The following is a 21,368-nucleotide window of genomic DNA, read 5'->3' on the forward strand; positions in this document are numbered from 1 at the left end:
CCCGCGCCCGCGGATGGTGGCCTGCCCGCGGGTGCATGACCACGGGTTCACGGGGTGCATGCGCGCAGGACCCTGACCCATTCCGCGAGGACTTCACGGAGGGTCTCCCTCGTCTCTTCCACCCTCTCCCCGTCGACGATGCTCCCTGTATCGGGGGAAGACCGGGCAGACTCGTAGACGGCGCGGTTCATCTCGACCTGGATCCAGGGGACACCCGTGTGCCAGTAGTGTGCATTCACGATGAAGCCGCCGTGGAACGGGTGGTTGATCTCGACTCCCCCCTTGCCCGCGAAATGCTCGCGGATCGAGTCCCTCAGCGCCAGTATCCACCCCGCGGGGCATGTCGGGAGGGCACCGGGCCGCGCATTGCCGGTGCCATCACCGTTGTTGGAGAGGCAGAAGAGGGGTCTCTTCTTCCCCTCGTCGGGCTGCCCCGGGAGTCCCACGGGGACCATCGTGTGGCAGTCGAGGCCCGCGAGGATCCTCCGGGATGGTTTGTGGGCGAGGAGAACGCGGTCGATCTCGGCGTGGTACGGGAAGTAGTGGGAGAGCAGGAGCCTGTGGATGCAGGGGAGATCCGGCTGCCACCCGTCCTTCCACACGGGCTGCCCGAGGGATGTCCTCGTCTTGACGACACCGTCGGGGTAGCGGGGGGGAAGGTGGTACGGCGGCCTGTTGAGGTCGACGACCACGCGCGAGATCTCGGAGCGGAGGCAGGAAATGACGCTGTCCCCCATGTCGTAGAGGAGGTCTGACGCGGGATCGCTGTAGTAGGAGAGTGCGCGATCGGAAAGGGATACCCGGGACCGCACCTCTCGCGGGACGCGGACCCCGCAGTGCGGGATTGAGACGAGGATCGGGAGCCTCTTTTTCACCCGTCATCCCTCCCGTCTCTCCATCCCGTCCCGCTCCGGGAGACGTAGTCCCTGAGGTAGTCGGCGACACAGATACCGTATACCTCGACGTCGTGGAAGGTCCCCCACCAAAGGGCGTGCCCCGCGAGTGTCCCCTCGTGCCTGAACCCGGTAGCCGAGAGGACGCGGGCGGATGGAGCGTTCCACGCGAGGTGCCGCGCGTAGACGCGGTGGAGGCCGAGGCCGAAGAAACCGAGTTCCAGGAGGGCTGATACAGCCTCCCTCGCGTATCCCCTCCCCCGAAAGGGCCTGCAGATCCAGTACCCGAGTTCCGCGTGCGCGTGCTCCGCGTTGACCCTAAGACCCGCAGCCCCGGCGAGGATGCCGGTATCCCTCTCGCACACCGCGTAGACAAATGAAGTCCCCTTTCTCCTCCCCTCCTCCTGACGGAGTATCCAGTCGAGTGCATCCTCCGGGGTCGAGGGGCAGGAATCGCCGAGTACCCCTGCCGCGATCGCGGGGTCGTCGAGGGCCCCGCGGAGGGCCGCGGCATCGCCGCGGTGAAATGGCCGCAGCAGCAGTCTCTCCGTGTACATCAGTTCCGGGACCGGCACGCGGGAAGTCATCCGGTAAGGAGTGGTAAACCCGCATTTCACTTATGGGTATTGGCATTCCGTGAAATCCGGGGAACTTTTTGCCCCGGGAGACCGTTTGCAGGACTGCAAGCCGGACGGCGCACATTTCCGGGAATCCGGCGCGGACCACCACTTTTGGCAACCGGGCGGGGACCGGTGGGAACCGGAGGGGCAATATCCTCGCCCGCAGATATTAAGACGCGGCAAGTACCGGTGGGATGGGAGAGATGCGCGAAGCGGGCGTGAAGATTCTCCTTGGGAGGGGCACGGTTGCACTGATCCTCGGGATCCCTGCCTTTCTCTGCGGGTATTTCTCGATTGGAATCGCGATAGGGAACGCCACGGTGTTCGATCCGAGGGACTTGCTCGTTGTCTCTGCCGCGGCTCTCGCGGGGCCGGCCGGGGGCGGCCTCTCCGGGTTCCTCGCGGGACTCGGAGGGCCGGATATCTCCGTCATGCTCCTTTTCTACACGATCGGGGGAACGCTCTCCGGGTTCCTCGCGAGGATCCTCACCGGGAGGGGAGAGTGGCTGGGAGGATCCGCGCTCGGACTCGGTGCATGCTACCCTCTCGCGGGGCTCCTTGCGATCGCGAAGGGTTACTGGGACTGGATTGCTCCCCTCGCACTCCAGTCGCTCGTCATGCAGTGCGTAAGCATCCTCGTCCTGTCCATCATCCAGTCCCTTGGGCTGCACGCGATCATCGCGGGTGAGGGTCCGGGAGGTTCCCTCGGGGGCGTGGTGTGATAGCGAGGGGTATCCCTCCCACCCTCGCTGCGGAAATACCGTGTCGCAGTTTCCGATTCCGGTCCTTGCGGGAGTATTCGCCGCGCACAAGTCCGGGATCCGGCAGTCAAGGGAAATGGCACGACGTCCCGTGCTGCCGGTCCGCGCGGCATGCACGGTGATCCATTCGATTTTCCAAGAACAGTTTCCCCGCGGAAAGCCAGCGGTCACCCCGGTATCGACCGCGAGGTACCCGTTTGCGGTCATCTGGGGAGTTGATACCGGGTGACCAGGCCATTCAAGGTGTGGAGGGCTGCATTCCGTCCACATGGAGGGTGCCAGACAATAAATAGGTGACCGCGAGAGTGTGCATGTCACCTGTCTAGCATGGGTCTTATGGCGTGCGTGACTAATAAAGATTATGACCCTTGCAAAGTGACGCGGGGGTTAGCGGGGGCATCGCCCCGCGGGAAATCGCGGGATATGGACGGGGAAAGAGAAAAACGACAGGATGAAAGGGAAAAATGCGATCTCTGCGGGAGGCCGGCGATCGGGCTCCAGGTGATGGGGTGCTGCGGTTACCGGGTCTGCGAGGACCATGCCGACCCCCGTCTCCGCGACCTTGAACCCGGGGGGAGGCTCGAATGGGGGGGCTGTTACTTCATGAGGTTCGGGTAACCCGCGTCTCCTGCCATCAGACATGGTTCGCGGTGACCTTCCAATCTGGGATACCCCTCGACCTCCCGTACGCGGTCAGGAAGATCTCCTGGAAGATCCAGGCGGCGAGCTCGAAATCGCCCCCGCCGTACGGGATCCCCCCCTCGAGCGATGGCAGGATTATCGACTGGTGCGATTCCCTCGCGAGGACCGAGGAGGACGAACCCGTCACGGCAATGCAGCACGCTCCTTTCCGCGTGGCATTGCGGAAGTGCGAGAGGACTTCGTCCCTCTTGCCGGACCTCGAGAAGAAGATCGCGAGGTCATCCTTCCTCACCGGGTCCCGGACCTGGTCCCCGAGCCAGAAGACCTGTTTTTCCGGCGCGAGGAAGTGCCGGAGTCGTATCGCCATCGCGAGCGCGGCACTGCCGCTCCGCCCGAATCCGTACAAGTGAATCGCGCGGGCAGAATCAATCTCCCCCGCGAGGCGATCGATCTCCGGCTCCATCCTCTCGATGGTGCAGAACACTTCGCGGGCGAAATCCCCGTACACTTTCAAGACCCTCTCCGTCTCCTGCATGCTCTCCCTTGCGGTGTAAACGGTCCCTTCTATTTTCAATTCACATGAACATTAAGTCGTCCCAAGAATGTCATCTCCGTCCCGGCAGGACAGGTCACTGCAGGGGATACTTTGCGGATGAGGGACAGTTGCTATTCACACGTTCTGCATATGAGAAGAATCTCATGATAGCTCCGCCATTTTCCACGGAAAAAACAGTCTGAACGCCCCAGCCGGGATTTGAACCCGGGTCGGAAGCTCCGGAGGCTCCCAGGATGTCCACTACCCTACCGGGGCAAAAAGGTCTTTAGTAATTGGCCCCTCCTCCCGTAAAAATATTTTCCGAAATTCCCAGAGGATATGGAATTAGTCTCCTGCCGGAAAGGATTGCAGGATCGACTCTCCCATCATGCTCCATGCGACCTGTATGTATACCATATCCTGCACGCCCCCTCGTGGCTCACCATGCAGGGTCCAACAGGCTTTCGGGGCGTGCATGCGGTCCCGTAGAGCCTGCAGTCCGTCGGCGACGCGATCCCCCGGAGTACCCTGTCACAGATGCACGCGGTATGTTTCTCCACGTGGCGGATGGAAAGGTCGAACTTCTTCTCGGCGTCGTACTGTTCGAATTCCGGCCGGAGCTTGAGGCCTGATGCGGGGATGACGGGAAAGCCGCGCCACTCGGCGTCCACGGGCGCAAAGACCTCGTACATCATCTCCATTGCCCTCCTGTTCCCCTCCCTCGTGACCGCCCGGGGGTACGCATTCTCCACGCGTGCTTCCCCGTTCCTTATCTGCTTCACGAGCATGAGGAGACCGAGGAGGATGTCCTCCGGTTCGAATCCCGCGACGACCTGGGGGACAGGGAACTGCTCGTAGTCCCTGTACCCCGCGACGGTGCACACGTGCCCCGGGAGGATGAACCCGTGGAGGTGCGCCTCCCCTTGCTCGAGGAGCCACTTCATCGCGGGGGGGACGAGCCGGTGGCAGGAGAGGATGCTGAAGTTCTCGGGGGGCCTTGAGAGGATGGTCGCGGCGACCGTGGGTGCGGTGGTCTCGAAACCGACGGAGATGAAGACAACCTCCTTCCTCGTATTCCGCGCGATCTCGACCGCCCTGTGGATCCCCTGCACGACCCTCACGTCCCCGCCGGAGGACTCGAGCGATCCGCTGCTCCCCGGGACCCTGAGGAGATCGCCGTACGTCGCGATGGTATACCCCCTGCCCGCGAGTTCGAGCGCGGCATCGATCTCCCCCTGCGGCGTGATGCAGACAGGGCAGCCGGGACCCATCACGACCTTCAATCCCGGGGGGAGCATCCGCCGGAGCCCAGAACGCGAGATCGAGGCCTCGTGCGTCCCGCAGATGTGCATGATGGTGATGTCCCTGTCGACGAGTTCCCCGAGTTTTTCCGATATTTCCCTTCCCACGGAAGCCATTTCCAGTTATATTTTGTATCCTGACTGATAATGATACTCCCATGGTCGGTCAATGGAGCCCGGAAAACTCGTTTTCGCCTGGCATGCCGTGGATCCCCGCCCTCCACGGGAACGTCCTCTCGGTCTTTATCCTCCTGTCCGGTGCCGTCATCGCGGTAGTGCTCTTCTTTTGCGTTGGCTGGCTGCAGAAGAAGGCAGACAGGACGGCCTCCCAGATCGACGATATCGTCCTTGCGGCCATCGGTACCCCGGCGGTCATCGCGACGTTCATCGTCTCGATCTACCTCGCACTCAGGTTCGCGGACCTCCCCCCCTCGCTCGACTGGCTGGTAGACAGCAAGTACTTCAACGCGGTGTACATCATCCTCGGCGCGTGGGCGGTCTCGAGCTTCGCATACAACTTCATCAGCACGTACGGACACCGGATCGCCTCCGTCACCGCGACGGACATCGACGACAGGATGGTCGCTCTCGGGCTCATCGTGGTGAAGTACATCATATGGTTCGCGGCGCTCCTCCTCATCCTCCACATCCTTGAAGTCGATATCACGCCGCTGCTCGCGGGCGCGGGTATCGTGACACTCGCGGTCGCCCTCGCGGCGCAGGACATATTCTCCAACTTCTTCGGGGGCGCGGTCATCGCGGTCGACAAGCCGTTCCGCCTGAACGACCGCATCCAGATCGACCAGTTCTCTGGGGACGTGATCCACGTGGGCCCGAGGAGCACGCGCATCAGGACCCTCGACAACCAGATCGTCACGATACCGAACTCGAAGCTCGTGAACAATTACATCGTGAATTACGCCATGCCCGAGCCCCGGATGAAGGTCAGGATCCCTGTCGGCGTGGCGTACGGTTCTGACGTGAGGAAGGTCAAGGAGACGCTCACTGCGATCGCGAGGGAGGCCGCGGAGACTTACCCGTTCATCCTCGCCGAACCGGCACCCGTCGCCTACTTCCTCGAGTTCGGGGAGTCGAGCCTGAACTTCCAGCTCGTCGTCTGGATCAACGATTTTTCCCTCGCGTTCGAGACGAAGGATGCCCTGAACATGCTCATCGCGGACCGGTTCGCGAGGGAAGGGATCGAGATCCCGTTCCCGCAGCTGGACGTCCGCGTCAGGGACCGGGGCGGCTGAAAGGGGAAGGCCGCGAACACAACCTATTTCGTCGCCCCCGCGGAGGAGGTGTGTATGATAGGGATCTCGACGTTCTGCCTCCACGATAGACCGCTCGAGTCTGCCCTCGAGGAGCTCTCGTCGCGGACCGGCCTCGTGGAGATAATGGACGACGGGCTCCACCGCCTCGAGTCCGCGGAATTACTCGAGTCTTTCCCATTCCGCTACATGTTCCACGCGCCGTGCCGGAGCATCAACATCGCGAGCATCCACGAGCCCATCAGGAAGGCGAGCGTCGAGGTGATCGGGAACGCGTTCGACATCGCGTCGGAGGTCGGGGCGAACGTGGTCGTCCACCCCGGTTACTTCGCGTGGAAACAGGAGAGGGAACGCGCACTCTCGCAGATGAAACGGTCGCTCCGCGAGCTCTCTGTCCGCGCGTCGGAGAGGAGCATCGCGTTTTTCGTCGAGAACATGGGGAATTGGGACTACTTCTTCCTGCGCGAACCGTCGGAACTCGAGCTCCTCGATGGCATAGGCCTCGCCCTCGACGTGGGGCATGCCCACCTCAACCGTTGTCTCCCCGGCTTCCTCGAGGCAAGGATATCACACGTCCACCTCCACGACAACGACGGGAAGGAGGACGCGCACCTCGCCGTGGGCAGGGGCACCATCGATTTCCACCCTGTCCTGCGGGCAATCCGGAGGGATGCCGCCGTGCCCGTGCTCGAGGTAGCCTCGCTCGAGGGGACGGACGAGAGCATCCGTGCACTCGCCAAGATGCAGGGGCACCTGTGAGAAAAGCGCGGATGATTTCCCCGCGAAGGCTCGCGGTTACCCGCGCGGTGCACCCTCCGCAATCTTTTAAACGGTTCACGTCGATTATTGTTCCCACAACTGCCTTTGTGGCTCAGTCGGTAGAGCGACACCTTGGTAAGGTGTAGGTCGGGGGTTCGATTCCCCCCAAAGGCTTGGTAAAAGTTCAATTCTCACACGGACTCTATTTATAAATGGCACATTAAACCAGCAATGGAATCGTGTTTTCATGGAAGCGCAAAATAACACGCCAAGTATTCTGAAAGTGCGCTTCAAAAAGCAATCGCGGAAAAACGCATCACAGGAGAAAACCGCGATCTTTCGTTGATTTTTCAACGAGATTCACGGCACATCCCAACTTTCATCGCGACGCCGTTCAATGCTCTTCTCTGTTCTGGTGGGGTGTGAGTGCTACCCGGAAAAACCTCATAGGGGTGCCACTTATCCTGTTCGAAGTCGAAAGCTCGAACAATTTTTTTTAAAAGAGAGAGTCACTGTGAAGGCGATGTCCGGAGCGGGCCAACCTGTTTCCATGAATTGACCGGCAGTCCTTTTCACATCCCTTACACCGTACTCTCTCCCCCTGCGGGGAGGAGAACTCAAAGGATGAACGAGATGACAAACGGTATTCCTCCATTTCTCCTAAAGGTACTCGAGGGAGAATCGGTATCCAAGAATAAGCTGGCCATTCTCCCGAACATACCAATATTTCGGAGATCCGTACGATCCACATCCCGTCCCTCACTAAAGGTCAGGGGTGGATCCTCCACGCTCCCCATCCTATTTTTTCCGGCCGTGCCTGGGGGCTTGCCTTGCACCACAGAAGATTGTCAGCATTGGGTCAATTCTTCAGGAAATGACAGGTAATCTCGCCCCCCCATAATTAACCGGACGATGAGACCTCCTCATCACGTTCTTGCTCGCGCCTGACCCTTATCATTCCAGAACATTCCCCCGTGCCCGGGGATGATGAAATCAGCAATCTCCCGAATTTTTTTCACGCTGGCCAAAGCCTCCTCTTCTGAATAGAAATCCGGATTATAGTGCCATATGGTTCCGCTTGTGTAGCAGGATGGCGATACCACGGCATCACCTGCAACGACCACGTTCACGCTCCCAATGCCCATGATTCTTCCTCCCCCGATCGTTCGACAGGTGTATCGGAGGTTTTCGGTCTTCACAAGGAGGGATGCATGGTCAACGGTATGGCCCGGCGTGGGAATGACCACCACCCCTGCAGCAATCTTTTGCCCAGGGCCTATGCCCCTGCAATCAAGGTGGTGCCGTTCAACTGCATCCTTCAGCATGATAACCTCGGAATCATCGAAGATACGCTGGTTCATGAAGTGATCCGCATGCCAGTGTGTGATGAAGAGGATATCGATATCCTTTGAAGCAAGTCCCGCTTCTTTCAGGGCATGGATGAGCCTTTTCTGGTTTGACCTGATATTGTCAGCGCTCATATCCGATTCCTTGTCAAACCCGGTATCGACCAGGATCGTTGCATCGGACCTGAGGAATGTCACAGTCGATCCACCCCCGATCCCGCAGAGATACTTCATCGCAAAGATGGGCGAACTCGCCGGTTCGAACCAGTCGAGCGCGAGGGTTCCCGGCTTGATAATCTTTATTTCAGCGACGACCATCGTGCACCAAAGGAAAGGAGAGAGAGGATCATTTCAGCCGGTTTCAGCCGGAATACACGTGGTATTCCCTTCGGCCGACAGGGAGGGAGGGACATGATTTCCCTTTGACATGCTCCTCCAATATGCCCCATCTTTTTCCCGCATGTTCCCTTTTACCAGGTATGACCTCGTTGCTCCTGCCCGGAAAATTCCAAAAAAAGCAGGTGGATGTCCAACTGCTCTGGTATCATCGCGCTTCCCCTTCGAGAATCATAATCATTTCAGGCACGATTGGATCTGGTGTTCCCGATGCATTCCACAGGAGTACGTGGACTATCGCACCATATATCCGTTGTGCGGAGACTGGAATTTCTCCTCCCCGTGCCTCAGGTTCAGAGAGTGGGTATATCGGTAACCTGCTGGACAAGATTGCCGATAGTGCGCACCAGGTGGAGATCCCGCGAGGGATGTTATACTCAAGATACAGTATTTCTGGCAGGAAATATACCCCACCACCCGGACGGGAGAAAATTTGCGACGATCACCGATTCCTCAACCGCGCGATTGGTGTCTTTCCTCACCGCGATAAACGTGACCTCCGGTGAGACGATGCCATGTGGGACTCGGGATGTGGACAGTCAGGAGATGCAATCTTGGGCATGTTTATGCATGCATTCATTAATTTAAAATCTCTTTTTCCGTTCGCAAATCAGGCTTCGATTTGCGGGGAAATCAAAATAATGGAAGAATAGAAATCTTATCGCATCCCCTTTAAGATTTCGGGAATACGGTTCGAATTCCGGCGCAATCCCCTTTTTTTATCCTGCATCCCTCTCCGACTCCCAAAGTTCCACGTGGAGCCGCGCCATCTCCCTGAGCTGTTCTGCAAGTGCAACGATCTCGGTCCCCTGCGCACTGTGAAACCTCCTGTTGAGGATGTCGATTGCCTTCGACGTGATGCGGAGGATTGCCTCCCGGTCGTGGATCGTCTCCGTGTCCATACAGTGCCCATGGACACTGCGCGTGAAGAATATTGCCCTCCCGCGCGGTGGAGTTCCCGGGGATGGCGATGCCTGACGGGAAACCGGCCCTCCCCTGCCCCTCACGCGATGCTCGTGTACCTCGAGAGGAGGATCTTCTTGGGCTCGAGGTATACCTCGACGGTGACCGTGTCACCGGGATGGAACGTCCCGTCGGTGAAATCCACGACGATCTTCTCGTGCGGGTTCCATTTCTCGTCGCGGCACCCGAGTCCCTCGATCTTCTGGACGCCGAAGTGGTGCGTCTTTATGAACTGGTAGCCGTTGAGGGTCGAGATCACGCAGGGGAGCCTTGTACCGTTCCGGTAGAACGTCGCGCTGAGGTTCCCGTTCGGATAGGACTGCGTCCCGTTGTGGTAGAGGACCACCCTCGAATCATAATTGAGGATACCCCTCTCGTTCGCGTGGAGCACGGAGCGGATCTCGATGAAAGAGGGGGGCTTCACCGGGTCAGGGAACTCGAACTGGAGGCTTGGAACGAGGAGGAGGACGAGGAGGGCAAGGAGAATGGTAATCGCGACGAGGAGAATGGTCGCAAGCGGGTGGGAGCCACCCCTCTCGGGATCCTTTCCCGGCGTCAAGCATGTGGAATTTCTTGTAAATTTTAGATAAGAATAGCGATTTTATCTCAGCCGTTGGTGCGTTTCCCCTGCCCGGGCCGGGTTCCCGCGTTGAAACCCGACGGGAAGAAACGGCAGTGGTAAACCCTCGTTTCAGGGTCAAGGCCTTTCCGGGCTTGCACGTCCCGGGGTGCGATGGTTCGTCCGCGCGAGGAAAAAAAGGTCAGGGGATCTCTTCTCCCGTGCGGATCCTGAAAGAGCTCGCGACCGGCAGAACGAATATCCTCCCGTCACCGACCTTCCCGGTACGGGCGGCGTTCGATACGATTGCGACCGTCTCCCTGACCTTGTCGTCGGGAACGACGATGTCGACCTTTGTCTTCGGGATGAGGTCCACGTTCATCGTCCTCCCCCGGTACTGGAGCTGGATCCCCTTCTGGTCTCCGCGGCCTTGGACCTCGGTGACCGTCATCCCGAATATCCCTGCCTCCTCGAGCGCCTTCTTGACAGATTCGAGCCTTTCAGGACGGATAATTGCACTCACCATCATCATCTGGAATCACCCCTTCACACCCTCTCCCCGTGCTGGGAGATGTCGAGCCCCACGTACTCCTCCTCCTCCGAGACGCGCAGTCCTACGGTCCTGTCGATGACGAGCGCGAGGATGTACGTGACGACGAACGCGTACACGAGGGCAGAGAGGGCACCGACGGCGTTCGCGACGAACTGCTGGACATTCCCCTCTATGAGACCCGAGTACCCGTTGACCGCGGCCGCGGCAAATATGCCCGTCGCGATTGCACCCCAGAGGCCACCCATGCCGTGGATCGACCACGCGTCGAGGCTCTCGTCGAGGCCCTTCCTGATCCGCCAGAGCATGCACGCGTAGCACAGGACCCCTGCGACCAGCCCGATCACCAACGACGCGGGAACAGTGACGTACCCCGCGGCGGGAGTGATTGCGACGAGCCCCGCGATCGCCCCGCTCACCATCCCGAGCGAGCTCGGTTTCCCGTGGACCCAGCTCGCGAAGAGCCACGCGAGTGCACCGGCGGCAGCCGAGGTGTTCGTCACGATGAAGGCCGAGGCAGCAAGCCCGTTCGCAGCGAGGGCGGACCCCGCGTTGAAGCCGAACCACCCGAACCAGAGGAGCCCGGCGCCAAGGAGCGTCATCGGGATGTTACAGGGTTCCATCGTGTACTCGCCGAATCCGATGCGTTTGCCGATGACGAGTGCGATGGCGAGCGCTGCAAAACCTGAACTGATGTGGACGACCGTCCCCCCGGCAAAGTCGAGCGACCCGAATACCATCGCCCACCCCCCACCCCATGCCCAGTGGGCGAGGGGATCGTAGACGAGCGTCGTCCAGAGCAGTGCGAAGAGGACGAATGCGGATAACCGGACCCTCTCCGCGAACCCTGACGTCACGATTGCCATCGTCACCGTTGCGAAGACCAGCTGGAACGCGACAAAGAGGAGGGGCGGGTACGGTGCATCGCCTGATTCGACCCCAATGCCCGAGAGGCCGATGTGGTCCAGGCTCCCGATGATGCCCCCCACGTCGTCCCCGAACGCGAGCGTATACCCTATGATGATCCACTGGATACTCACGAGTGCAAAGACAACGAAGGAAAGGGCTATCATCGATATGAGGTTCTTCTTCCTCACGAGCCCGCCGTAGAAGAAACCGACAGCCGGCGTCATCAGCATGACGAGGGCAGTCGATACAAGGAGCCATGCAGTCGTTCCTGAATCAAGTGCCATTTTCTCTACTCCAATCCCTATCGGAGTCAAACGGCAGTCGAGGAGCGTGCGCGATCCCGCGACCCGCGCTTGACATAAGAAGCTCTGTTCCACTCCTAATAAATTTTGTTATAGGGAGGGCGAATAGAGGGAGTGAGCTCTTTCCGGGAAAGGGCAAATGGTGCGGGACGCGCGCACGGGCATGGTGGGACGGGGATCGGTGAACCATACTCCCCGCGAGGGGAGGGGGGACATTTCGAACCCCTGCGCGCGTGGACGGGAGTGGATAAGGTGACACTGGACTTGCCTTGAGGTGTCACCGGCAATGAATAGCTAACGCGTGACGACGGAGGGCGGAGAGAAGGCGGTTATCGTGGATTTCCGCGCGCACCAAAAAAGCAGGAAAGGAGGCGCGGGACAGGCATGTCCCGGGCCTTGGCTTTTCCCATGCGATTTTCCCTAGTAGATGGCGAGGTACCTCTCGTGCTCCCAGGGATGGACGGTGAGGCGGTAGAGGTCGGTCTCGAGCTGTGCGATGTTGTTCAGACCCTCCATGATGTGCGGCCCCATCGCTTCAGAGATGACAGGGTCCTTGTTGAGCTCGATGTTTGCCTCCATCAGGCTGCCGGGGAGCATCTCGATTCCCCTCTTCTTCCTCTCTGCCTCGGAGAGGTGGTAGATGTTGACGTCGGTGCTCTCCGGTGGCATGATCTTCTTCTTAATCCCGTCGAGGGCCGCCGCGAGCATTGCGGCGAAACAGAGGTACGGGTTGCACATCGGGTCGGGGCTCCGGAACTCCGCACGGGTGCTGTTGCCCCTCGCCGCGGGGACCCTCACGAGTGCGGACCTGTTCGTCGCGCTCCACGTGATGTACACGGGCGCCTCGTATCCGGGGACGAGCCTCTTGTACGAGTTGATGGTCGGGTTTGCGACCCTCGTGATCGCCTTTGCGTGGGCGAGAAGTCCCCCTATGTAGTACAGCGCGATGTCCGAGAGCCCGTCCTTTGCATTCGGATCATAGAATGCGTTCTTCCCGTCCCGTGAGAGAGAACCGTGCGTGTGCATCCCGCTCCCGTTGATCCCCGCGATCGGCTTTGCCATGAAGGTAGCGTGGAGGTTCCTCTGGAGGGCGATCGATTTCGTGGCGAACTTGAATGTGATCACCTTGTCAGCCGTGTCCAGTGCATTGCTGTACTTGAAGTCGATCTCGTGCTGGCTCTCCGCGACCTCGTGGTGGGACGCCTCGATCTCGAAGCCCATCTGGGTGAGTGCGAGGACGATGTCCCTCCTCACGTCCTCGGCGGCGTCCGTGGGTGCGAGGTCGAAGTACCCCCCGAAGTCCTGGTACGTCGTCGAGGGTCTCCCGTCGACCATCTTGAAGAGGAAGAACTCGAGCTCTGGGCCCGTGTTGAAGACGAAACCCATCTTCTTTGCTTCCTCGATCTGGGTCTTCAGGATGTACCTTGGGTCCCCCTCGAACGGCTTGTTCCCGTAGGTGTACACGTCGCAGATGAAGCGTGCAACCCTCGTCTCCGCCGGCCTCCACGGGAGTATCGAGTAGGTCGCGGGATCGGGCTTCAGGAGCATGTCGGATTCCTCGATCCGCGCGAATCCTTCTATCGAGGAGCCGTCGAACCATATCCCCTCCGTCAGTGCCTTTTCGGCCTGCTGGACGGGTATCGCGACGTTCTTTGGCATTCCCTGGATGTCGGTGAACTGGAGCCGAATGAACTTGACGTTGTCCCTCTCTATCCGCTCCAGCATCTGTGACACGGTGTCTCTCGACATATGGAAACAAACTTCTACCTTATCGGATATATATTTAACTTACGAGAATCCACTCTGAGGGAAAGATGAACAACGCAGGAGAATCCTTCTCTATAGGAAAGAAATTGTGATTACGATGTGTGGAATAATCGCCGTGATCGACCGGGCCGGCAGGCGGATGGATGGAACGGGAATCCGCGCCGCGCTCTCCATGATGGACGAGAGGGGGAGCGGAGAGGGGGCGGGATACGCGGTGTACGGTGCTTTCCCCGAATTCTCCGATTCCTACGCGATCCACGTCTTCTTCGACGCGGTCCACGAAACGAAGGCAGCAGTCGACAGGGAGCTTGAGAAGTGGGGGACTATCGTGCACGACGAGGAGATCCCGACGTACGAGAACAGGAGGATCCGGAAAGTGCACACCCCTTGGAGGTACTTTTTCAAGCCGGATCCCGCGCTGATGCCGCGGAGCACGACGCCCGAAGACGACATCGTGATGCACCTCGCGATGAAGATCAACACGACCATCCCGGGAGCGCTCGTTTACTCCTCCGGGAAGAACATCGCGATATTCAAGGCGTCAGGGTGGCCGGAAGATGTTGCCGATTTTTACAGGATACAGGACTACGAGGGGTACATCTGGCTGGGGCATAACCGGTACCCGACGAACACTCCCGGCTGGTGGGGCGGGGCGCACCCGTTCAACCTCCTCGGGTGGAGTGTCGTGCACAACGGCGAGATCACGTCGTACGGGACGAACAGGAGGTACATCGAGAGCTTCGGGTACAGGTGCACGATGTTTACAGACACCGAGGTTGTCGCGTACCTCTTCGATCTCCTCGTCCGCCGCCACGGGCTGACCCCCGAGCTTGCCGTGAAGGCTCTCGCCCCCCCATTCTGGGATGAAATCGACTGCATGGAAGAGCGGGAGAGGACACTGTGCAAGGCGATCCGCCTCACGTACGGGTCCGCGATGATGAACGGCCCGTTCGCCATCGTTGTCGCGAAACCCGACGGGATCGTGGGATTCACTGACCGCATCAAGCTCCGACCGCTCGTCTGCGGTACTGCGGGGATGCGCCTCTACATCTCGAGCGAGGAGGCAGCGATCAGGGTGATGGAGCCGGAGCTCGAGAGTGTCACCATGCCCGCGGCCGGGGAGCCCGTGATCGGGAGGTTGTGCGTATGACGATCGGGAGCGTCCCGGTCAGGTTCGGGATCACGATTGACCGGGCGCGGTGCATGCTCTGCGGGCGCTGCGTGGAGAACTGTCCCTACGACGTCTTCCGCAGGGACGAGGATACCATCCACGTGAACTCGCGAAAGTGCGTGGCCTGCCACAGGTGCGTCGCGATGTGCCCGCGTGATGCGATAAGCATCAGGCAGCGGCCGGTCGACTACAGGGACCACCCCGTCTGGACGGAGGAAGTGCGCGAGGCGATCTACAACCAGGCCCGGACAGGCAAGATCATCCTCGCCGGGATGGGGAATGCAAAGCCATACCCTGTCATCTTCGATAGGCTCGTGCTCGACGCCTGCCAGGTGACGAACCCGAGCATCGATCCCCTCCGCGAGCCCATGGAGCTGCGCACGTACATCGGGAAGAAACCCAAGAAACTCGAGTTCAGGTACGACAATGGCGACATTTCACTCGAGACGACGCTCTCGCCAAACCTCGAACTCGCGACCCCCATCATGGTCGGCCACATGAGCTACGGCGCGATAAGCCTCAATGCCCAGAAGAGTATCGCGATGGCGGTCAAGGAGACAGGGACATTCATGGGGACGGGGGAGGGGGGGCTCCACCCCTCGCTCTACCCCTACCAGGACAGGATGATCGTCCAGGTCGCTTCCGGGAGGTTCGGCGTGAACATCGACTACCTCGAGAGGGGGGCAGCGATCGAGATAAAGATCGGCCAGGGTGCAAAGCCGGGCATCGGCGGGCACCTGCCGGGCGAGAAGGTGTGCGAGGACGTCTCCTGCACGCGGATGATCCCGGTGGGCAGCGATGCCATCAGCCCGGCGCCACACCACGACATCTATAGCATCGAGGATTTAAAGCAGCTCGTCCGGAGCCTGAAAGAGGCAACAAGTTGGCAGAAACCCGTCTTCGTGAAGATAGCCGCCGTGCACAACTCGGCTGCAATCGCGGCCGGTATCGCCCGGTCGTCGGCAGATGCCGTTGTCATCGACGGGTTCAGGGGCGGCACGGGGGCCGCACCCCGCGTCTTCCGCGACCACGTGGGCATCCCCGTCGAGGCGGCGGTCGCGAGCGTGGACGCGAAGCTCCGGTCGCAGGGAATCCGCAACGAGGTCTCGATCATCGCGAGCGGCGGGATCAGGGAGAGCGCGGACGTCGCGAAGATCATCGCACTCGGCGCGGACGCCGTCTACATAGGGACAGCAGCCCTCGTCGCGATGGGGTGCAGGGTCTGCGGGACGTGCTACCGCGGGCTCTGCCCGTGGGGGATCGCCACGCAGAGGCCCGACCTCGTCGCGAGGCTCGACCCGGAGGTCGCGTCGAAGCAGGTTGCAAACCTCATCCACGCGTGGACACTCGAGCTCTCCGAGCTGATGGGTGCCGCCGGCATCAACAGCATCGAGAGCCTGCGGGGCAACAGGGACAGGCTGCGCGGGTACCTCCTCGACGAGTCGACCATGCGCGTCCTCGACGTCAAACCCGTGGGGGCCTGACAGAAGAATGGCGAGAGTCACGATAGATGCGGCGGGGATGCACTACACCCCGCTCAACAGGCGAATCCGCGAGGCCGTCGCGTCGGGAGCCGACGAGATCGAGATCGTGAACGTCATGGGGCAGAGATTCATTGCGGACGGCCTCCGCGGGGACGTGACAATCATCATCCACGGCGTTCCCGGAGGGGATCTCGGCATGTTCATGAGCGGTCCGACATGTATCGTCCATGGAAACTGCGACCACGCGCCCGGGAACACGATGGACGGGGGGAAGATCGTGATCCACGGGAGTGCCGGGGATGCCGTTGCACACTCGATGAGGGGCGGCAGTATATTCGTGAGAGACAACATCGGGTACCGCGGGGGAATCCACATGAAGGAGTACAGGGAGAGGTGCCCGGTGCTCGTCGTCGGCGGATCGTTCCGTTCTTTCCTCGGGGAGTACATGGCGGGGGGCCTCATCCTCGCACTCGGCGATCCCGCGCGGAGGACAGGGAAGGAGAGGGGGATCGGCTCGGGGATCCACGGGGGGAGGATCGTCTTAAGGGGTGACTCGCTCGACAGGAGGTGCCTTGGCGTCGGTGCCCTCGCAAGACCCCTCCCGGACGAGGGATACGAGAGGATAGCACCTATCATCCGCGAGTACGCCTGCTGGTTCGGGCTCGATCCCGCGCCGTTCCTCTCCGACGAGTACGTCGAGGTCGTCCCCTCGAGCGCGAGGCCGTTTGCGAACAAGTACACGTGGGAGTGAGTGCAGGGATGGAGAGGCGGAGTTACACGGGATTGAAGGAAAGGGTGTGGGACAAGGGGACGTGCTCGGGGTGCGGCGCGTGCGTCGCGGTCTGCCCGGCCGACGCGATCTGTTTCGACGAGCCTGGTGGCGCCGTCAGGCCGAAGAACATAGGGTACTGCAAGATGGAGAACGACGGCGTCCCCTGCGGTGCCTGCTACGACGCGTGCCCGAGGGCAGGAGGGCAGGGATCTACGGGTCTCGGGGCGTACAGGGAGATCCTCTCGGCCCGCGCGACCTTCGACATCCCGCGCAGGCAGGCGGGAGGAGCCGTCACCGCGATCCTCGCGACGGCGCTCGAGCAGGGGTTGATTGACGGTGTCGTGACCGTGACGGCGGACAGGCTGACCCTCGCCCCTCGGTCGGTGGTCCTCACGTCGGGGGACGCCGTGCTCGCGACCGCGGGGAGCAGGTACAGCTGGTGGGTCCCCCTCGTCTCCGCGCTCAAGACGGCGGTCATCGGGATGAAGCTCCGGAACATCGCCATCGTGGGTGTCCCCTGCGTCGCGAGGGCGGTATCTCTCATCCGGGAGAGTGAAAACGACCTGCTCGTTCCGTACGGGTCACGGATACGGCTCTCCGTCGGCCTGTTCTGCACGGAGATCTTCGACTACAGGGTCCTCGTCGAGGAGATCCTCGGGAAAGAGCACGGTATCAGGAGGGAGGAGATCGCGCGCCTGGACGTGCGCGGGAAGCTCGAGGTGACGAAGAGGAATGGAGAAAAGCTCACGCTCCCCCTCTTGGAACTCGAGAGCGCGATTCGCCCCGGCTGTCACTCCTGCACGGATTTCACGGCAGTCTGCGCGGACATCTCGGCGGGCGCGGTGGGGAGCCCCCCGGGGTACACGACCCTCGTCGTGAGGACGATCGCGGGACAGGTATTCGTTGACGAGGCGGTTGCCCACGAAAGAATCGAGAGGGGCCCGCCTGTCGAGACGGCTGCGATAGAGAGGCTCGCGGCGGCGAAGGCAGCAAGGAACGGGGGATAAAAGCCGGATTCCGGAAGAAGCCTTTAATGGGATGCGAAGCCCACCACGGGTAATACAGGTGTCTGTTATCCCATGAAGTCGTCAATCATCGTCACCTGCCTCCTCATCGTCGGCGCGATCGCCGGCAACGCGTGGGCAGCGGAAGCACCCCCCGGACCCAATGGTTCGAGCGCGGAAGGCCCGGGGACGGCCTACCCCCTCCTCCCCCATTCCTTCTACGGGAGTGTCTCGGCGGCAGGCTCTCCCGTTCCCGATGGTGTACGGATCGAGGCCACAGGCCCCGGCGTGCGCGGTGGTGTCCCCGGGAATCCCGTCTACACGTGCGAAGGAAAATACGGGTCTCCGGACCCGTTCGCGCAGCGGCTCGAGGTACAGGGCACGATGGAGCCGGGCACAGAACTCGCTTTCCTCGTGGGCGGTGTGAGGGCCGAAGTGAGACCCGCGGGGCAGGGGGGAGAGTGGATGGCCGGGTACCCCTATTCTCCCGGCGAGGTGACAGCGCTCGACCTCCGCGTTTCCGTCCCCGTCACCCCTGACCCTGACTTCAGGGGCGCGGGAGGATCTCCCGTTTCTGCCTCGCATGGAACCTCTCCCGGCCAAGTGCCCGGCAAGCCCTCGTCCACTGTCTTGGTCGTCCTCGCGGTCATCCTCGCCGTGCTTGGCGGTGCTGCATTCGTTCTCGGGAGGAGGGCCGAGAGGGAGAGGGTGACAAAAGGTGGGGGAGAGCCGGGCGGTGAGAACGAGGAGGAGGGATCGGGGGAAGGCTGACCGAGCGGTGAACCGGCACCATCCCACACATTTATGTGGGAAGGGGGTCTTCTGGTATTCACGTCCGGAAAACCGGGGAGGTACCCTCCCGTGGAGAGGTACACCCGGTTTTCCCCGCGCGAGCGCTTCCGGTGGATACCATGGGGAGACAGGATAGGAAACCACGCGGGTGGCCGGGAATCGTGGGCATCGTCGCGCTCTGCATTCTCGCTCCCATTCTCGTCCCGTGCTGCGTGGGGGATACAGTTGGCGGCGGACTCGAGGCAAACTGGTCGCCCCCCCTCACCGCGGGCACAAGCGCCGACACACTCCGCGGTGTGACCCGGGGGCCGGTGGAATTATCCCTGAAATCACCAAAGGTATCCTGGTCCACCGTCAATTTCTCCTCGATCCCATCCTTTCCATTCGCAGGCGCGGAGAATGCGAGCGCCGGCGCGCGGGAGAAGGCATCTTTTCTCTCTCCTCCCAAGACCGAGCTCGAAAAGATGGAGGACATCAGGGATCTCGTCGCGCGGTACAGGATCGCCCCGCCGAGCCGTGACTTCAGGGAGGCGATAGATCGGTTGAAGTCGCTCCAGGATGGAGGACAATCCTCCCATCCCGAGGGCGAGGAGCCGCTCGGGCTGATCCCGTCACCCATCGACATCGTCTTCCTCGCCTCCGTGGGCACGGCGGGTGTTTCTGCCACGGTTGGTGCCGGCGGGGAAAGGGATCCCGCGGCCTACGGGGTTTCGTGGGCGGCGACGCTCCCCGCGAGGTACGACCTCCGGTCGACGGGCAAGCTCACTCCCGTCCGCGCGCAGGGCCAGTGCGGCGCGTGCTGGGCCTTTTCCTCCCTCGGTTCGCTCGAGTCAACGGAACTCCCCCTGCAGGAATGGGATTTCTCGGAGAACCACATGAAGAATAACCACGGGTTCGATCTCTCCCCCTGCCAGGGGGGGAATTACCTCATGGCCGCCGCGTACCTCGCGCGGTGGGCTGGACCCGTGAACGAGGCTGATGACCCCTACTCCGAGTCGGCCAGGAAGAAGGCCGTGAATCCACCCGTCCGGCAGCACGTGCAGGAGATCACGTTCATGCCGTCACGCGCCGGGCCGCTTGACAACGGCCGCCTCAAGGCAGCCATCCTGCAGAATGGCGCGGTGTACTCGTCTATCCGTTGGGAGAGGTCCTACTACTCCCCCGAGAAGTGCTCCTATTACTACCCCGGATCTTCCATCCAGAACCACGCGGTCGTCATCGTCGGCTGGGACGACGATTACCACCGCGAGAACTTCGCGGTCACGCCCCCTGGGGACGGTGCATTCATCGTCCGGAACAGCTGGGGCGCGGAGTGGGGGGACGGAGGGTATTTCTACGTCTCCTACTACGACACCGTGATAGGCAGGGAACTGGTCCAGTTCTTCGGGGATGACACGTCCAACTACGACAGGATCTACAGCTACGACCCGCTCGGTTGGGTGACTGCTCTCGGTACCGGCGGGGAGACGCTCTATGCCGCGAACGTCTTTACCGCCGCGGGGAACGAGGAGCTCCGTGCCGTCAGCTTCTACACCCCCGTGCGGGGAACGTCCTACCAGGTCGAGGTGAGCCTCGACCCCTCGAACGGGCCCCGCGGCGCCTCCTCGCGAACCGTCGCCGCGGGAACCATCACGTGCGCGGGGTACCACACCGTGCCGCTCGACACGCCCGTTTCCCTCGCGAAGGGGGAGAAATTCTCCGTGATCCTGAAGCTCTCGACCCCGGGGTACGGGTTCCCTCTCGCCGTGGAGTACCCGCTGGAAGGGTACTCGGGCAGGGCGGTGGCCCATGCGGGCGAAAGCTACATAAGCTCGGATGGAACGACGTGGATTGACCTCACGAAGGCCATCCCGAACGCAAACGCGTGCATCAAGGCCTTTTCCGTCGCGCGGAAGACCCCGGCGGTGACCCCCTTGCCAACCCCGGCGTGGACGCTGCAGCCGTTCGCAACGCCATTCGTCCCCGCGCGCGGGGACAGGACTCCCCCCTCGGTGGCCATCACGTCCCCCGGGCCGGCCGCGTCGTTCTCGCCGGGCGAGACCGTCCACGTCGCGTGGACCGCGAGGGACAGCGGGGGGATCGCTTCCGTCACCCTCGAGTACTCCCTCGACGGTGGTTCGTCGTGGAAGGCCCTCTGTTCCCCGGCGGGGACGCAGGGGACGTGCGCGTGGAAGGTTCCCGACGACTGCCACGGGAGAGTGACCTTCCGCGTCACGGCGGTGGACACGGCGGGGAACTCTGCCTCGGCCTCGCGCACGGTCGTGGTCAGGGCGGGAAACACGGTGGCTCTCCCCGTGCACGCCGGGGGAAAGGCGGTGGTCGATTTCCCGAGGAAAAATGCGACAGCAATTACTCTTCCGCGTCCCGCCGCCGGCATCTCGGCCCCAGGTATCGCGCCGGGTCGGATAGGAACGCGGGACGACACTGCAGTTGATCTCTCCGGACTAAAGGACCTCTCTCTCCCGAAGAATGCTGCGGGGACCGCGGCAACGTCACTCAAGAAGGGCAATGCCGGAATTCCCACGGGAATTAGCCTTGCCCCGCGCGCCCCCGCGGTGCGCGTCCGTTGAC

At 61.5% G+C, this 21,368-nt stretch carries 20 protein-coding genes and 2 tRNA genes; 11 read left to right on the forward strand and 11 right to left on the reverse strand.

Annotated elements, in window-relative coordinates:
* Positions 1-47: 47 nt before the first annotated feature.
* Together QFX32_02335 and QFX32_02340 are read right to left on the reverse strand one after the other, a co-directional pair.
* Positions 48-875, reverse strand: coding sequence for an N-formylglutamate amidohydrolase (locus QFX32_02335; GenBank protein MDI9632878.1), 828 nt, complete (start codon positions 873-875; stop codon positions 48-50).
* Positions 872-1,468 (reverse strand): GNAT family N-acetyltransferase, encoded by a 597-nt coding sequence (locus QFX32_02340; protein MDI9632879.1) that lies wholly within the window; start codon positions 1,466-1,468, stop codon positions 872-874. Before QFX32_02340 ends, QFX32_02335 begins: the two co-directional genes overlap by 4 nt.
* A gap of 239 nt (positions 1,469-1,707) precedes the next feature.
* Here QFX32_02340 and QFX32_02345 point away from each other — a divergent pair, with 239 nt between their 5' ends.
* Complete coding sequence (locus QFX32_02345; GenBank protein MDI9632880.1) at positions 1,708-2,235, forward strand: hypothetical protein; 528 nt, start codon at positions 1,708-1,710, stop codon at positions 2,233-2,235.
* Positions 2,236-2,697: 462 nt separating this feature from the next.
* Positions 2,698-2,892, forward strand: a complete 195-nt coding sequence (locus tag QFX32_02350; GenBank protein MDI9632881.1) for a hypothetical protein — start codon at positions 2,698-2,700, stop codon at positions 2,890-2,892.
* A gap of 16 nt (positions 2,893-2,908) precedes the next feature.
* Here QFX32_02350 and QFX32_02355 read toward each other — a convergent pair whose 3' ends face one another.
* The 3 genes from QFX32_02355 to hypD form a co-directional block, all read right to left on the reverse strand.
* Positions 2,909-3,451, reverse strand: coding sequence for an SIS domain-containing protein (locus QFX32_02355; GenBank protein MDI9632882.1), 543 nt, complete (start codon positions 3,449-3,451; stop codon positions 2,909-2,911).
* Positions 3,452-3,655: 204 nt separating this feature from the next.
* Positions 3,656-3,727 (reverse strand) — tRNA-Arg (locus QFX32_02360).
* A gap of 110 nt (positions 3,728-3,837) precedes the next feature.
* On the reverse strand, positions 3,838-4,869 hold the full coding sequence (gene hypD / locus QFX32_02365; GenBank protein ID MDI9632883.1) for a hydrogenase formation protein HypD: 1,032 nt from the start codon (positions 4,867-4,869) through the stop codon (positions 3,838-3,840).
* Positions 4,870-4,952: 83 nt separating this feature from the next.
* Between hypD and QFX32_02370 the strand changes: the two genes are divergently transcribed.
* From QFX32_02370 to QFX32_02380, 3 genes are all read left to right on the forward strand, one after another.
* Positions 4,953-6,005, forward strand: a complete 1,053-nt coding sequence (locus tag QFX32_02370) for a mechanosensitive ion channel (protein MDI9632884.1) — start codon at positions 4,953-4,955, stop codon at positions 6,003-6,005.
* Positions 6,006-6,059: 54 nt separating this feature from the next.
* Positions 6,060-6,782 (forward strand): sugar phosphate isomerase/epimerase, encoded by a 723-nt coding sequence (locus tag QFX32_02375; protein ID MDI9632885.1) that lies wholly within the window; start codon positions 6,060-6,062, stop codon positions 6,780-6,782.
* Positions 6,783-6,883: 101 nt separating this feature from the next.
* Positions 6,884-6,956, forward strand: a tRNA-Thr gene (locus QFX32_02380).
* Between the two features lie 752 nt (positions 6,957-7,708).
* Here QFX32_02380 and QFX32_02385 read toward each other — a convergent pair.
* The 6 genes from QFX32_02385 to glnA form a co-directional block, all read right to left on the reverse strand.
* Positions 7,709-8,446: an MBL fold metallo-hydrolase gene (locus tag QFX32_02385; GenBank protein ID MDI9632886.1), complete on the reverse strand. Its 738-nt coding sequence runs from the start codon at positions 8,444-8,446 to the stop codon at positions 7,709-7,711.
* A gap of 797 nt (positions 8,447-9,243) precedes the next feature.
* A complete protein-coding gene (locus QFX32_02390) occupies positions 9,244-9,426 on the reverse strand; it encodes a hypothetical protein (GenBank protein ID MDI9632887.1) in 183 nt (60 codons plus the stop codon).
* 101 nt (positions 9,427-9,527) lie between these two features.
* Complete coding sequence (locus QFX32_02395; GenBank protein ID MDI9632888.1) at positions 9,528-10,046, reverse strand: type IV pilin; 519 nt, start codon at positions 10,044-10,046, stop codon at positions 9,528-9,530.
* Positions 10,047-10,248: 202 nt separating this feature from the next.
* The gene (locus QFX32_02400) at positions 10,249-10,578 is read right to left on the reverse strand and encodes a P-II family nitrogen regulator (protein MDI9632889.1); all 330 of its coding nucleotides are present in this window, start codon (positions 10,576-10,578) and stop codon (positions 10,249-10,251) included.
* A gap of 14 nt (positions 10,579-10,592) precedes the next feature.
* Entirely contained in the window at positions 10,593-11,789 is a 1,197-nt protein-coding gene (locus QFX32_02405; GenBank protein MDI9632890.1) for an ammonium transporter, read from the reverse strand.
* 438 nt (positions 11,790-12,227) lie between these two features.
* Entirely contained in the window at positions 12,228-13,556 is a 1,329-nt protein-coding gene (glnA, locus tag QFX32_02410; GenBank protein MDI9632891.1) for a type I glutamate--ammonia ligase, read from the reverse strand.
* 115 nt (positions 13,557-13,671) lie between these two features.
* Between glnA and QFX32_02415 the strand changes: the two genes are divergently transcribed.
* From QFX32_02415 to QFX32_02440, 6 genes are all read left to right on the forward strand, one after another.
* Positions 13,672-14,724, forward strand: coding sequence for a glutamine amidotransferase family protein (locus QFX32_02415; protein MDI9632892.1), 1,053 nt, complete (start codon positions 13,672-13,674; stop codon positions 14,722-14,724).
* Positions 14,721-16,229 (forward strand): glutamate synthase-related protein, encoded by a 1,509-nt coding sequence (locus QFX32_02420; protein MDI9632893.1) that lies wholly within the window; start codon positions 14,721-14,723, stop codon positions 16,227-16,229. Before QFX32_02415 ends, QFX32_02420 begins: the two co-directional genes overlap by 4 nt.
* A gap of 7 nt (positions 16,230-16,236) precedes the next feature.
* A complete protein-coding gene (locus QFX32_02425; protein ID MDI9632894.1) occupies positions 16,237-16,980 on the forward strand; it encodes a hypothetical protein in 744 nt (247 codons plus the stop codon).
* Between the two features lie 8 nt (positions 16,981-16,988).
* A complete protein-coding gene (locus QFX32_02430; protein MDI9632895.1) occupies positions 16,989-18,008 on the forward strand; it encodes a Coenzyme F420 hydrogenase/dehydrogenase, beta subunit C-terminal domain in 1,020 nt (339 codons plus the stop codon).
* A 72-nt stretch (positions 18,009-18,080) separates the two neighbouring features.
* Positions 18,081-18,776: a hypothetical protein gene (locus QFX32_02435; GenBank protein ID MDI9632896.1), complete on the forward strand. Its 696-nt coding sequence runs from the start codon at positions 18,081-18,083 to the stop codon at positions 18,774-18,776.
* A 140-nt stretch (positions 18,777-18,916) separates the two neighbouring features.
* A complete protein-coding gene (locus QFX32_02440; GenBank protein ID MDI9632897.1) occupies positions 18,917-21,367 on the forward strand; it encodes a lectin like domain-containing protein in 2,451 nt (816 codons plus the stop codon).
* Position 21,368 lies beyond the last annotated feature (1 nt).

The sequence above is a fragment of the Methanolinea sp. genome (genome assembly GCA_030055515.1).
In the GTDB taxonomy this organism is placed as follows: Archaea; Halobacteriota; Methanomicrobia; order Methanomicrobiales; family Methanospirillaceae; genus Methanolinea_A.

What these genes read in the sequence shown, in the direction of transcription:
- QFX32_02345 (MDI9632880.1), top strand. Translation starts at nt 1,708, where the DNA reads ATGGGAGAGATGCGCGAAGCGGGCGTGAAGATTCTCCTTGGGAGGGGC.
- QFX32_02350 (MDI9632881.1), top strand. Translation starts at nt 2,698, where the DNA reads ATGGACGGGGAAAGAGAAAAACGACAGGATGAAAGGGAAAAATGCGAT.
- QFX32_02355 (MDI9632882.1), bottom strand. Translation starts at nt 3,451, where the DNA reads ATGCAGGAGACGGAGAGGGTCTTGAAAGTGTACGGGGATTTCGCCCGC.
- hypD (MDI9632883.1), bottom strand. Translation starts at nt 4,869, where the DNA reads ATGGCTTCCGTGGGAAGGGAAATATCGGAAAAACTCGGGGAACTCGTC.
- QFX32_02370 (MDI9632884.1), top strand. Translation starts at nt 4,953, where the DNA reads ATGCCGTGGATCCCCGCCCTCCACGGGAACGTCCTCTCGGTCTTTATC.
- QFX32_02375 (MDI9632885.1), top strand. Translation starts at nt 6,060, where the DNA reads ATGATAGGGATCTCGACGTTCTGCCTCCACGATAGACCGCTCGAGTCT.
- QFX32_02385 (MDI9632886.1), bottom strand. Translation starts at nt 8,446, where the DNA reads ATGGTCGTCGCTGAAATAAAGATTATCAAGCCGGGAACCCTCGCGCTC.
- QFX32_02390 (MDI9632887.1), bottom strand. Translation starts at nt 9,426, where the DNA reads ATGGACACGGAGACGATCCACGACCGGGAGGCAATCCTCCGCATCACG.
- QFX32_02400 (MDI9632889.1), bottom strand. Translation starts at nt 10,578, where the DNA reads ATGATGATGGTGAGTGCAATTATCCGTCCTGAAAGGCTCGAATCTGTC.
- QFX32_02405 (MDI9632890.1), bottom strand. Translation starts at nt 11,789, where the DNA reads ATGGCACTTGATTCAGGAACGACTGCATGGCTCCTTGTATCGACTGCC.
- glnA (MDI9632891.1), bottom strand. Translation starts at nt 13,556, where the DNA reads ATGTCGAGAGACACCGTGTCACAGATGCTGGAGCGGATAGAGAGGGAC.
- QFX32_02415 (MDI9632892.1), top strand. Translation starts at nt 13,672, where the DNA reads ATGTGTGGAATAATCGCCGTGATCGACCGGGCCGGCAGGCGGATGGAT.
- QFX32_02420 (MDI9632893.1), top strand. Translation starts at nt 14,721, where the DNA reads ATGACGATCGGGAGCGTCCCGGTCAGGTTCGGGATCACGATTGACCGG.
- QFX32_02425 (MDI9632894.1), top strand. Translation starts at nt 16,237, where the DNA reads ATGGCGAGAGTCACGATAGATGCGGCGGGGATGCACTACACCCCGCTC.
- QFX32_02430 (MDI9632895.1), top strand. Translation starts at nt 16,989, where the DNA reads ATGGAGAGGCGGAGTTACACGGGATTGAAGGAAAGGGTGTGGGACAAG.
- QFX32_02435 (MDI9632896.1), top strand. Translation starts at nt 18,081, where the DNA reads ATGAAGTCGTCAATCATCGTCACCTGCCTCCTCATCGTCGGCGCGATC.
- QFX32_02440 (MDI9632897.1), top strand. Translation starts at nt 18,917, where the DNA reads ATGGGGAGACAGGATAGGAAACCACGCGGGTGGCCGGGAATCGTGGGC.